Annotated in this window: 12 protein-coding genes; 5 read left to right on the top strand and 7 right to left on the bottom strand. The window is 62.8% G+C overall.

From position 1 onward, the window contains the following. The first annotated feature begins 152 nt into the window (after positions 1–152). Positions 153–1157, top strand: coding sequence for a cytochrome d ubiquinol oxidase subunit II (locus FJ930_RS29695; RefSeq protein WP_141841152.1), 1005 nt, complete (start codon positions 153–155; stop codon positions 1155–1157). A gap of 177 nt (positions 1158–1334) precedes the next feature. Here FJ930_RS29695 and msrA read toward each other — a convergent pair whose 3' ends face one another. The 5 genes from msrA to FJ930_RS29670 form a co-directional block, all read right to left on the bottom strand. Next, a complete protein-coding gene (msrA, locus tag FJ930_RS29690; RefSeq protein ID WP_141841151.1) occupies positions 1335–2060 on the bottom strand; it encodes a peptide-methionine (S)-S-oxide reductase MsrA in 726 nt (241 codons plus the stop codon). 185 nt (positions 2061–2245) lie between these two features. Then, positions 2246–2569: a hypothetical protein gene (locus FJ930_RS29685; protein ID WP_141841150.1), complete on the bottom strand. Its 324-nt coding sequence runs from the start codon at positions 2567–2569 to the stop codon at positions 2246–2248. Positions 2570–2698: 129 nt separating this feature from the next. Further along, positions 2699–3397 carry a DUF1223 domain-containing protein gene (locus tag FJ930_RS29680; protein WP_141841149.1) on the bottom strand — a complete coding sequence of 233 codons (699 nt, stop codon included), beginning with the start codon at positions 3395–3397 and terminating at the stop codon, positions 2699–2701. 265 nt (positions 3398–3662) lie between these two features. Next, positions 3663–4034 (bottom strand): endonuclease domain-containing protein, encoded by a 372-nt coding sequence (locus tag FJ930_RS29675; RefSeq protein WP_141841148.1) that lies wholly within the window; start codon positions 4032–4034, stop codon positions 3663–3665. 114 nt (positions 4035–4148) lie between these two features. After that, positions 4149–5198, bottom strand: coding sequence for a TadE/TadG family type IV pilus assembly protein (locus FJ930_RS29670; RefSeq protein WP_141841147.1), 1050 nt, complete (start codon positions 5196–5198; stop codon positions 4149–4151). A gap of 208 nt (positions 5199–5406) precedes the next feature. On the opposite strand from FJ930_RS29670, the gene lepA reads away from it, so the two are divergent. The 4 genes from lepA to FJ930_RS29650 all read left to right on the top strand — a co-directional run bounded on the left by lepA (position 5407) and on the right by FJ930_RS29650 (position 9454). Next, positions 5407–7212, top strand: a complete 1806-nt coding sequence (gene lepA / locus FJ930_RS29665) for a translation elongation factor 4 (RefSeq protein ID WP_141841146.1) — start codon at positions 5407–5409, stop codon at positions 7210–7212. A gap of 361 nt (positions 7213–7573) precedes the next feature. Next, positions 7574–8101: a hypothetical protein gene (locus tag FJ930_RS29660; protein WP_141841145.1), complete on the top strand. Its 528-nt coding sequence runs from the start codon at positions 7574–7576 to the stop codon at positions 8099–8101. Beyond that, entirely contained in the window at positions 8098–8841 is a 744-nt protein-coding gene (locus FJ930_RS29655; RefSeq protein WP_141841144.1) for a hypothetical protein, read from the top strand. Before FJ930_RS29660 ends, FJ930_RS29655 begins: the two co-directional genes overlap by 4 nt. A 100-nt stretch (positions 8842–8941) precedes the next feature. Continuing rightward, on the top strand, positions 8942–9454 hold the full coding sequence (locus FJ930_RS29650; RefSeq protein WP_141841143.1) for a hypothetical protein: 513 nt from the start codon (positions 8942–8944) through the stop codon (positions 9452–9454). 220 nt (positions 9455–9674) lie between these two features. Here FJ930_RS29650 and FJ930_RS29645 read toward each other — a convergent pair whose 3' ends face one another. Next, entirely contained in the window at positions 9675–11315 is a 1641-nt protein-coding gene (locus tag FJ930_RS29645) for an ABC transporter substrate-binding protein (RefSeq protein WP_141841142.1), read from the bottom strand. A 491-nt stretch (positions 11316–11806) separates the two neighbouring features. Beyond that, positions 11807–12307 carry a protein-export chaperone SecB gene (gene secB, locus FJ930_RS29635; protein ID WP_140740611.1) on the bottom strand — a complete coding sequence of 167 codons (501 nt, stop codon included), beginning with the start codon at positions 12305–12307 and terminating at the stop codon, positions 11807–11809. Positions 12308–12551: the final 244 nt, after the last annotated feature.

Below are 12551 nucleotides of genomic sequence, written 5' to 3'. Positions count from 1 at the left end.
GGTGACGACAGCGCCCCTCTCCCCGTCCCTATACGGGGAGAGGATGCCGGCAGGGCGATGAGGGGCGGCGCGGACCCCCACAATCAATTTGAAACGATCGCTTCAAGCGGTAAGGCCGTGCACCCGGCCCATCGCGGCTGGGAGACATAGCGATGACCTACGACTGGCCAACCCTGCTGCCGCTGATCTTCGCCGGCCTGATGGGCCTCGCCATCCTGATCTATGTCATTCTCGACGGCTTCGATCTCGGCATCGGCATTCTGTTCGCCGCGGCGGAAGACACCGAGCAGGACACGATGATCGCGGCGATCGGTCCGTTCTGGGACGCCAACGAGACCTGGCTGGTGCTGGCTGTCGGCCTGCTGCTGGTCGCCTTCCCGATGGCGCATGGCGTCATCCTGACCGCGCTCTATATTCCGGTCTTCGTGCTGCTGGTCGGGCTGATCCTGCGCGGCGTCGCCTTCGACTTCCGCGCCAAGGTGCCGACCGAGCGCAAGCACCGCTGGAACCGCATCTTCTTCCTCGGCTCGATGATCGCCTCGCTGGCGCAGGGCTATATGCTGGGCGTCTATGTGCTCGGCCTCGATGTCGGCCCGGGCGGCATGGCGTTCGGCCTGCTGGTGGCGCTCTGCCTGGCAGCCGCCTACGCGGCAATGGGTGCGGCCTGGGTGATCTACAAGACCGAAGGCGCGTTGCAGAGGAAGGCGGTGCGCTGGCTGCGCACCGCGCTGGTGCTGACCGCGCTCGGCATGGCGGCCGTGTCGCTGGCGACACCCTTCGCCAGCCCGCGCATCTTCGACAAATGGTTCGTCTGGCCCGAGATGCTGTACCTGTCGCCGCTGCCGATCCTTTCGGCGCTGCTGTTCCTGTGGCTGTGGCGGCAGACCTTCCACCTGCCCAGGCCGGACGACCGCCATGCGCTGACGCCGTTCCTGACGCTGGCCGGCATCTTCGTGCTGGGCTTTGCCGGCCTCGCCTGGTCGTTCTACCCGTTCGTGGTGCCCGACCGGCTGACCATCTGGCAGGCGGCGTCGGCGCCCGAAAGCCTGGCCATCATCCTGGTGGGCACCGTGGTGGTGCTGCCGATCATCATCTTCTATTCGTTCTATGCCTATCGTGTGTTCGGCGGCAAGGCGACGGATCTGACCTACGATTGAGAGGGCAATCTCCCCCCTCGAGGGGGAGATGGCCGGTAGGCCAGAGGGGGTCGGCTCGACCGGGTTCGGCCTCCGGCGGCGGATGGAGGTGAGCGCAGCGCTCCACGCGCGGCGACCCCCTCTGTCGCCTTCGGCGACATCTCCCCCTCGAGGGGGGAGATTGCGCCCCTTCGAACCTCAATTGCTCGCCGACAGCACCAGCACCGGCTTTTCGCTGTACAGCGCCGGGAACAGCGTCTTCAGGTTCGCCACCTTGGGCAGGTCGTTGTAGACGATGTAGGGGTAGGTCGGGTTCAGCGTCAGGAAGTCCTGGTGGTAGTTCTCGGCCGGATAGAAGGTCTTGCCGGTCTCCAGCGTGGTGACGATCGGCTCGGGGAACACCTTGGCCTTGTCGAGCTGGGCGATGTAGCTCTCGGCGATCTTCTTCTGCGTATCGTTTTCGGCGAAGATGGTCGAGCGGTATTGCGTGCCCGAGTCCGGCCCCTGGTAATTGAGCTGCGTCGGATTGTGGGCGACAGAGAAATAGACCTGCAGCAGCTGGCCGTAGGTGACCTTTGACGGGTCATAGGTGATCTCGACGGATTCGGCATGCCCGGTGCGGCCGGTGCCGACTGTCTCGTAGACGGCGTTTTCCTTCGACCCGCCAGTGTAGCCGGAGACGGCCTTGCTGACGCCCTTGACGTGCTGGAACACGCCTTGCACACCCCAGAAGCAGCCGCCGGCGAAGATCGCCGTCTCGGTGCCGCCAGCCGCCTTTTCGTCCATCGCCGGCGGCGGGATCTTCACCGCGTCCTCGGCGGAAACGGCTGGCGTCAGCCAGAAGGCGGCGCCGGCGGCGGCCAGGACGAGCGCGGCCAGCGCGCCCCTGACAAGGCTGGTCGAACGGTTCTTGATATTGGTCATGGTTGCACTCCTCATGGCTTCCACAGGGATCAGTCTATTGGATCGGGTAGGTCCGCGCGATGCACGAGTTGCGGCGGAAGCTCACATTCGTGTGCGCCGGCGCCGGCATCCCGGGTAAAATGGCCGCCCCCGACCTTGGACAGGAACGGCCATGGCAGGGACGGCCGGGAGCCGTGGCCCAGGGCCTAATTGGCCGGAGCCGTCGCTCCCATCGCATCCGCCGGCTTCATCGCGTCCGTCGCCGGCTTCATGGCATCGGCGGGCTTCATCGCGTCGGCTGGCTTCATGGCATCCGTTGCCGGCTTCATGGCGTCGGTGGCCATCGGGTCAGCCGGCTTCATGGCATCCGTTGCCGGCTTCATGGCGTCCGCCGCCGGCGCCATCGCGTTGGCGGCCGGCTTCATGGCGTTGGTGGCGTCGTCGGCGCGGGCGATGCCGCCGGCCAGCAGCGCCGTCGAGCAGAGAGCGAGAGCGAGCGCCGGCAGCGTCAGGCGGGAAAAATTGGTCATTGGTGGTTTCCTTGCGGTTGGCGTTGGTGGTTGGTGGCGCGCCCTTGCGGCGGCCGGGCTTTTGCGACGCCGCTCAGGCGGCGTAGCGCAAAATTGCGTGCGATCCGATCCTTCGGTGAGGCGATCTGGCTAGTTGGTGGCGGCGGCCAGGATCGGCCCGCCGCCCGGCGATTGCACCAGCACGGCGGTGCTGAGGCCGCCGGACGCCGCGGGCAGCGCATAGGTGGCGGCATCGCCCGTCCAGCTGCCCACCTTTTGCAGCGCGTGGACGACATTGGCGTGCGGCAAGGTGCGGCCGGTGTTTTCGCCGCGCGCGACCGGCACCTGCACGACGCCCCTGGCATAGCGCACCAGCCAGACATCGGCCTTGCCGCCCGGGGCCGGGCCGGCGCCGATCACGACCTTGCCGCCGTCGAGCGACAGCGACGGACCGCCGGTCTTGCCAGCGGCGGTGATCAGATGTTCGATCTCGCCGGGTGCGGCGCCGACGACGTCGGCATGGCCGTTGACCACCACTTGCGGCGTGAACGGCCCGTCATGGCCGAGCGGCGGCTCGTAGGAAACCTGGCGCTGGGTGAATTCGGGCTTTCCGAACGTGTCCTTCCAGCCGAGATAGTCCCAGTAGGTGACGTTGAAGGACAGCGCCAGCACACCGGGCTGGTCCTTGACCTTGATCAGATTGGCGTTGGCCGGCGGGCAGGACGAGCAGCCCTGGCTGGTGAACAGCTCGACCACGGTGAGCGGCTGGGCTTGCGCCGCCCCGAGCGTGGCCGCGAGCGCAAGCGCGCCGGACAATGCGATGAATTTGCTGCGTCTGGCCTGCGACATCGGCTTGCTCCGTGGGGGACGGCGCTCGGTTGCGCCGGTCATATCCCCACTTCGCCGCCATTTGCCGCTTCGTTACAGCGCTCACCGGTTCGTGATCGGGCGCGCGTTTTCCTTCTCCCCCTGTGGGAGAAGGTGGATCGCCGCGCAGCGGCGAGACGGATGAGGGGTGCTGGAAGAAATGAGGCTTTGGTGTTCCCTGGAACACCCCTCATCCGTCGCCTTCGGCGAAACCTTCTCCCGTAGGGGGAGAAGGAAGAAGGCGCGATTACCGCCACGGCTGCAGAGTGGTGTCCCTTACATACGCGATGATCGTGTCGCAGACGCCGTCGATGTCCTTCAGGACATCATCATTCCAGAAACGCAGAACTCGAAAGCCCTTCGACTCCAGCTCGGCCTTGCGGATCCGGTCAGTATCCGACTCCGCGTGTTGGCTGCCATCGATCTCGATTATCAGCCCAGCTTCGAGGCAAACGAAATCGGCAACGTATTTTCCGATAGGGGTCTGACGCCGGAACTTTATTCGGTCGAGCCTGCGGTCACGCAGTTCCTGCCAGAGCCTCTCCTCTGCCTCCGTCATGGCGCGTCGGAGGGAACGGGCAAAATTGCGTTTGGCGGAGGCGACAGGTTGATGCGGCATGACGTCAGATTAGCTGCACGTAGCGCTCCGTCCAACACCCCTCATCCGTCTCGGCGCTGCGCGCCGATCCACCTTCCCCCACAAGGGGGGGGAAGGGAAGAGCCGTTTTCGCCCTTACTGCGTCAGCACCGTGTTCGAGGGCCGCTGGTTGAAGTCGCACTTGCCGGAGACGGTGTAGAAGAAGTCCGCATTGGAGACTGGCGCCGGCACCGGACTGCCGCCGTCTTCCCAGGCCTGGTTGCTGGACTGGTTGCAAGGGACGGCGGAGAAGATGTCGACCTTTTGCCCGGTCGGCACTTCGACGCCGTCGATATAGAGCCGGTTGGAGGTGGTCGGATCATTCGTCGTGAGATATTGCGGCTTCCCCGATGGAACATACATCTGCATGTAGAGGCCACCCATCTGGCTGACGTCGATCGACGCGCCGGCGCCGTTGGCCGGATACATCGTATCGACACAGTAATATTTCGTGCCGCTCGCATCCTGCTTGAGGGTCACGCCGGCGGGTGGGTTGTTGCCGACGGTGCAGACCTGCTTCTGAGCCACCGTGGTGACGGTCTTGCCGGTTGAATCGGTCGTCAGGACGCTGGTGGTGGTGGTGCCATAGCCTTTCGGATCTCCGGTCTTGCCATAGGTGTAGTCGATCGTCATCAGCGGCTTGGCCACCGTCGCGCCGAACTGCGTGCCGTAGAGCGTCATCGTCTTGTTCCACCAGCCCGACGCCCCGGTGACCTTAAAGTTCGCCTGCACCAGCGCCGGCGGCTTGCTGACCGCCGAGGCGACGGCGACCGGGACGGTGTCAATCCTGGCGATGGTCATGAAAACGGTGGGCATGGCGAAACTTGCCGTGGCCCGCGCGGTGGTGGCGGTGGTGGCGGTGCCAGCCACGAAGCTGGTCAGCGTCGCGCTGCCTTGTCCGCCGTTGGCGATGAAGGAATCCTGCAGCCCCTGCTGGCGCTGCTGCAGCGTCGAGGCGGTATCCATGGTGGTGATCGACAGGATCGCCGCATCCAGCGCCTGCTGCTGATTGGACCTGGTCTGCACGGCCGACGTATAATCGACGGCAAAGCCGACGACGGTGATCAGCGGCACCATACTCAGGAAGAACAGCGGCATGATGGAGCCGCTGCGGGAGCGGGCAAACCCGCTTGCAACATTGCGCATTTCTTACCCCCGAAACACATGAGCGGCCGTGCGAATACCATGCCGCCGACAACCAAGGTCTAACGCGATCCTTTAAAATTTATGCATTCCAGGCCGCCAGGCCCGGATTTTCGATTTTTCCGGCAATGCTCACCGCTTTGTGATCGCCAGGGCAGCCCTTGCGCCGCAAGCCTTGCCGCCGATTGCCGCCCCTGCTAAAGCGCCCGGCATGAGCACGCCCCTCGACCACATCCGCAATTTCTCCATCGTCGCCCATATCGACCATGGCAAATCCACGCTTGCCGACCGCCTGATCCAGCTGACCGGAGGGCTGGAGGCGCGCGACATGAAGGAGCAGGTGCTGGACTCGATGGACATCGAGCGCGAGCGCGGCATCACCATCAAGGCGCAGACCGTGCGGTTGAAATACCGTGCCTTGAATGGCGAGGACTATATCCTCAACCTGATCGACACGCCCGGCCATGTCGACTTCGCCTATGAAGTGTCACGGTCGCTGGCCGCCTGCGAGGGCTCGCTGCTGGTGGTCGACGCCAGCCAGGGCGTCGAGGCGCAGACGCTGGCCAATGTCTACCAGGCGATCGACAACAACCATGAGATCGTCGTGGTGCTGAACAAGGTCGACCTGCCGGCCGCCGAGCCCGAGCGCATCCGCGAGCAGGTCGAGGAGGTGATCGGCATCGATGCCTCCAACGCCGTGCTGATCTCGGCCAAGACGGGGCTGGGCATTCCCGACGTGCTGGAAGCGATCGTCCACCAATTGCCGCCGCCGCGCGAGGGTGACGCCACCGCGCCCTTGAAGGCGATGCTGGTCGACAGCTGGTACGACGCCTATCTCGGCGTCATCGTCCTGGTGCGCATCATCGACGGCGTGCTGAAGAAGGGCCAGACCATCCGCATGATGGGCACCGGCGCCAAGTACCTGGTCGAGCGCACCGGCGTGTTCACGCCCGCCCGCGTCAATGTCGAGGAGCTCGGCCCCGGCGAGTTCGGTTTCTTCACCGGCTCGATCAAGGAAGTGGCCGACACCCGCGTCGGCGACACCATCACCGAGGACAAGCGCCAGACCGCGCATGCGCTGCCGGGCTTCAAGCCAGCGCAGCCGGTGGTGTTCTGCGGCCTGTTCCCGGTCGACGCCGCCGATTTCGAGGACCTGCGCGCCGCCGTCGGCAAACTGCGCCTCAACGACGCCAGCTTCTCCTATGAAATGGAAACGTCCGCCGCGCTCGGCTTCGGCTATCGCTGCGGCTTCCTCGGCCTGCTGCACCTGGAAATCATCCAGGAGCGGCTGGAGCGCGAGTTCAACCTCGACCTCATCGCCACCGCGCCCTCCGTCGTCTACCGGCTGCTGCTCAATGACGGCTCGATGAAGGAGCTGCACAACCCGGCCGACATGCCCGACGTGGTCAAGATCTCGGCTATCGAGGAGCCGTGGATCCGCGCCACGATCCTGACGCCCGACGACTATCTCGGCGGCATATTGAAACTCTGCCAGGACCGTCGCGGCATCCAGGTAGACCTCTCCTATGTCGGCAAGCGCGCCATGCTCACCTACGATCTGCCGCTCAACGAAGTCGTCTTCGACTTCTATGACCGGTTGAAGTCGATCTCCAAGGGCTACGCCTCCTTCGACTACCACCTGACCGACTATCGGGAGGGCGATCTGGTGAAGATGTCGATCCTGGTCAACGAGGAGCCGGTCGACGCGCTGTCGATGCTGGTGCACCGCACGGCGGCGGAAAAGCGCGGCCGGCAGATGGTGGAGAAGCTGAAGGAGCTGATCCCGCACCACCTCTTCAAGATCCCGATCCAGGCCGCCATCGGCGGCAAGGTCATCGCCCGCGAAACCATCTCGGCGCTGCGCAAGGACGTGACGGCGAAGTGCTACGGCGGCGACGTCTCGCGCAAACGCAAGCTGCTCGACAAGCAGAAAGAGGGCAAGAAGCGGATGCGGCAATTTGGGAAGGTCGATATTCCGCAGGAGGCGTTTATCCAGGCCTTGAAGATGGGCGATTGAGAGCCGGTTGGCGCGCATAGCGCGCGGCGAGAGTTTCCCTGCTATCCGTCTATCCTATCCTTTTTCGTCAAAATTATACGCCCGCGCAAAAGCGGTGTTCCTTCCATACCGTCAAAGGCGATACAGCTGCGTCAACGTTCTTAGGTGCTATTCAGTGGCGGCGCCACCAGCCATGCGTACCTGGAATATCCTGTATAAATTATCGATTTTTGCTTATTTGTTGCTTATCGTGTCGCTTTACGGCGTTCAAAAACAAGCTGCCGGCAATCGGGCAAGTTGCTGAATTCTTAATTAGATACATGGCGAGGTAACTGTTGATTTTCCTATTGTTTGCCTGTTAATCCCATGATCGGGGGAATTGATGGCCAAATGGCTGGATATCAAAGCAGATAGGCATGCTGCTGAAGCAGTGGCAGATTTTCTTGCTGCGACCAAGACAGTTGAGGGGACTGATGGGTGGTCTTGTGACGCCCATACCGAAGAGTGTCGACTCAAATACCTTCTCGCGATCGACGGTATCCCCGTTAGCGCGTCGGTGGATATTATGTCCTTTCCAATGAGCGGCAATAACGGTTTTACAATTACGTTGAACGTGCCGCCCTGCATTGCGCGGCTGGATTTCGACCCACGTGAGAAATTTCACGATAATCCCGTAGGAGATTTTTCAGAATTTGAGAGCAGGATTTATGGGCCGCATTGTCACGCATGGCCGGACAACGCTTGCCTTTGCGATTCAAATGCGCTTCCGAAGGAACTTTCCTACGCTCGGCCGCTTGACCCTGCTATAATGTCGTATCAGTCGGCCCTGTTTTGGTTTTGTCAGAGTGTCAACATCGTCTTTCACAACGGCGTCTTCATTGAACGCCCATCGCGCGGAAGACTGTTATGAGCAAGATTGAAGAGCTTAAAGTTCTGGTCGACCAGAACTGCTTTAAGACGTTTCTCGTTGATAACGAGATCGCGGTTGCGACAGGCTGCTTGTATCCTTCCAATGGATCTGTGACGGTTTACGTATCTGGCGGTACAGACCTTTGCGTTGTCTCAGATAGAGGCGCGACGGCGCATACGGTGGAAGCCCACGGCATAGCAGTACCCGACATTGCTCGCTGGCTTGGACCTTTCTGCAGACAGAACGGCCTGCGGCTCGAGGGAAACCAGATCACGTCGCCGGCGATTGATGTCGCTCACGTTCCGACGTTGATTTCATTGGTCGCCAACACCGCTTCGATCGCCGCGCGCTATGCTCTAGACAAGTACACCAACGAAGTTGGCGTTAAGCTGGTCGAGCGGCTTTACGAATCTCTTGTTGTGACGTTTGGACGCCGCAATATCGCAAAGGAGGTGGAGGTCGCAGGCGCTAGCAATCGAATATATCACTTTGATTTTCAGGTCGGCCTAGAGAGCGCTCGAATCCTGTTCGATCATGTGAACCCGCATCCTAGTTCGATCAATGCCAAAGCTGCAGCGCACATGGATGTTGGCCGCAGAGAGGACGACCCCGCGCACTACCTAGTCTATGACAAAGCCGCAAAATGGAATGCAGCCGATGTAGGCTTTCTGCAGTCGCTGGCGCAAATGATCCCAGTCGGAAAAGTTGACGATGTCTTCCAGCACCGCATCCGACATTGACAAGCGGCTAACCTGCGTGATGGCATGGAAACACGCGTCGATGGTCCGCCCCTTGAGAACGTTCTGCCTTGAAGTATCCTTGCTTTTGGGGGAACATCACATGCGCACCACTTCGGACACCATCGCCGCGCTCGGCCTCGCAATCGGCGGCGTCTTCGGCCTCGCCGGCACCTTCGTTGCCAGCGCTGCGCTGCGCGAAACGCTTTGGGCGATCGACGGCGTGGCGCTGGTGGTGGCGACGGCGTTGCTCACCATGAAATACCAGCGGCTGGGCAATGATTGCGTCGCGGCAGGCTTCCTGACCTTCCTTGCCGGCGAAAGCCTGCTTTTATCCGGCAATGCGGCGGGGCTCGAGGCCAGCGTGCCTTCCTATGTCGGCGGCATCTCGCTTTGGGCGGCGGCGCTGATCATGGTCAGCGTGCCCAGCACCTTCGCGCTGTGGATGCGGTTCACCGCGTTCATCGCCGCCGCCCTGTTCCTGGCCTCGGTGGGCATGGTGCTGTGGGGCACGCCGCTGCTGCCGACCTCGTCGCCCCTGCCCGCCGCCGGCTATCCGTTCCTGGTGGCGACCTTTGCTGGTTGGATCTGGACGCTGGTGAGGCCGGCGCGGTGAGTGGGATTGCGCGGCGCGACTTGCCTTCTCCCCTTGTGGGAGAAGGTGGATCGGCGCCTTAGCGCCGAGACGGATGAGGGGTGTTCCAGCGGAGTGTGGCGTTGGTGTTTTCTAGTCTCGTGATTGTTGAGGTGTCGCCAAGCTGGAACACCCCTCATCCGACCTCGCTTCGCGAGGCCACCTTCCCCCACAAGGGGGGAAGGGAAGAACGCGCTCTGCCTCACCCCCCAATCCACACCTTCTCGAAATGCTGTTCCAGCGCCTGGTGCTGTTCGCAGCCTTCGATGCCCTTGCGGTACGTCCGGTAGACCGAGCGCCAGTAGGGTTGGATGATGATGCCTGAATCGCGCAGGTTCTTTTCGATCCCAGCCATGATCTCCTTGCGCTGGGCGGGGTCGGGCATGGCCAGCGCCTTGTCGAGCAGCTCGTCGAATTCCTTGTCGGCATAGGCGCTCTCGTTCCAGGCCGCGCCCGATTTATACGCCAGCGCCAGCACCTGGACGCCGAGCGGGCGGCCGAGCCATTCGGTGCAGGAGTAGGGGAACTTGCTCCAGTCGTTCCAGAAGGTGGCGGCGGGCAGCACGGTGCGCTTGATCTTCAGACCGGCCTCGCGGATCTGCGCGGCGATGGCGTCCGCCGTGCTCTTCTGCCATTCGATGTCGACCGAGATCAGCTCATATTCATGGTCCGCCTTGCCGGCCTCCGTGAGCAGCTTTTTCGCCGCCTCCACGTCGCGTTTGGCCGGGCCGATATCGGCATATTCGGGGTGCATGGGGCCAACATGGTGGTTGTCGGCGGGCTTGCCGCGGCCGTCGAGGCCGAGCTTCAGCACGGCGGAATTGTCGACGGCGAGCTGGGCGGCGCGGCGCACCTTGACGTCGTCATAGGGCGCGTTGGAGACATTGAAGCGGGCGACGATGGTGGAGCCGGTGGCGATCTCGGAATTCTTCAGCCCCATCTTCTCGGTCTGCGACACGGCATCGGAAGCGGTTTCGTGGTCGGTGTCGATCTCGCCGGACTCGAAGGCCGACAGCATGGCGTTGGGGTCGGAGCCGTAGTCGATCCACTGGATACCGTCGAGGTAGAAGTCGCCCTTCCACCAGGGCTTGTCCTTACGCTTCACCTCGGCGCCCGTCTCGGCGTCCCATTTCACCAGTTCGCAGGGGCCGGTGGTGATGGCCAGCGCCTTCATGGGATCGCCATTGCCATCATAGGAGCGGTGCATGATCAGCGCCGGATAGTCGGCCATGCCGGCGACAAGCGAAATGTCGGGCTTCGGCAGATTGAGTTTTATCGTGTGGTCGTCGAGCTTCTGGATGCCGCCATCGACCACTTTCTTGGTGTCGGCATTGACCAGCGCGCCCATGCGCGCGGCGACCGAATTGCCGGCCACACCGGCCTCGCACCAGCGGTTGAGGTTGTGGATCACATCGTCGGCGTTGAAGGCGTCACCATTCGACCAGGTGATGCTCTTGCGCACATGCAGCGTCAGCGTCCTGGCGTCGTCGCTCATCTCCCATTTTTCCAGCAGCCAGGGCTCGAAGGTGAAGTCGGTGTTCCAGCGCACCAGATATTCGTTGCAGTGGCGGGCGACGTTGGACATTTCGACGCCGTCGAAGGTGCGCGGGTCCTTGAAACCCTTGACGTTCATGGCGACGCGCAAGGTGCCGCCCTTCTTCGGTTCCGCCGCGCGGGCCGGCGTCGGGGCGAGGCCGCCCAGCGCAAAAGCGCCGGCGGCGCTGACGCCTAGGCCGGCCATGAGCGCGAAATATTCGCGGCGGTTGATGCCGCCCTTTTTGAAATCGTCGGCGACGGGCTTGGCCCGTGGGTGCAGCTTGCGGTCGGTCAGCATGAATTTCATCGTCGTTCCCTCTTGTTGGTGCATGCCGCCCAAAATACGAGGCGGTTTTGGGACAACGGCATGCACGGAAATTGGCTCGCCCCAGTGGACCGCGCCAACGTGGGGCGGCCGCGACCGCCGGGGCGCCATTGCCTGAGAGGGAATGATAGGGCGGGGTGACGCGGCGGAATGTTCTGGAATCCGCAGGACTTGTGCGCTGGTCCGCAGGGGGTGAAGAGCGGTTCCGGCTATCCGACGCCGAGATCCTTCACACCCCCCTCTGTCCTGCCGGACATCTCCCCCGCAAGGGGGGAGATCGAATGTCGCGAATGCTTCCGCCAATTATCGCCAACGTTGAAGGACGGGCGCTAGGCAGAAACTGCCAATCTCCCCCTATGCGGGGGAGATGTCCGGCAGGACAGAGGGGGGTGCTGTCCCGCCGACGTTGCGGCAGCACAAACAAAAAAGCCCGGCGCGAGGGCCGGGCTTTTCGGAAACGAGGATGAGAAGCCTCAGCTCACCTGGACCTTGGACGCGGCCTGGTCTTCGGCGATCTTCTGCTGGAACATCTGGGCGAAATCGATCGGGTCGAGCATCAGCGGCGGGAAGCCGCCATTGCGCGTCGCCTCGGCGATGATCTGGCGGGCGAAGGGGAACAGCAGGCGCGGGCACTCGATGAACAGGATCGGCAGCATGTGCTCCTGCGGGAAGCCCGAAATGGCGAAGACGCCGCCATAGACCAGCTCGACGTTGAACAGCACTTCCTGGTCGAAGGAAGCCTTGGCGTTCAGCGTCAGGTTGACGTCGAACTGCTTGTCGGAGAGCGGATTGGCGTTGACGTTGACATTGATGGCGATGCCGGGAGCCTTGTCGCGGCCGCGCAGCGAATTCGGCGCGCCGGGGCTTTCGAAGGACAGGTCCTTGACATACTGGGCCAGGACATTGAGCGAGGGCTGCGTCGCGTTGCCGTTTCCGTTGGCCGCGCCGGCGGGCGCGTCATCATTGCTGGCCATGAGCCTGATATCCTTTTGCCTGGGCAGCGTTGCTGACCGAATTGAAATCGGGCGTTCGCTACCATGGCCGGCATGACAAGACAAGGTTTGCCGCCTTCGGGGCAGGGCGATGGTTTGGAGCTTTTGTGGGTGAGATCAATATCCCGGGGTAGCGCCGCCCCTCACCTGCCTGCCGGCATCCTCTCCCCGTATAGGGACGGGGAGAGGGGTGCTGTCATCCGCGATTTTCGCCAATCACCAGCGT

The organism is Mesorhizobium sp. B2-4-15 (assembly GCF_006658505.1).
In the GTDB taxonomy this organism is placed as follows: Bacteria; Pseudomonadota; Alphaproteobacteria; order Rhizobiales; family Rhizobiaceae; genus Mesorhizobium.
This window is presented reverse-complemented; position numbering and strand designations above follow the sequence as displayed.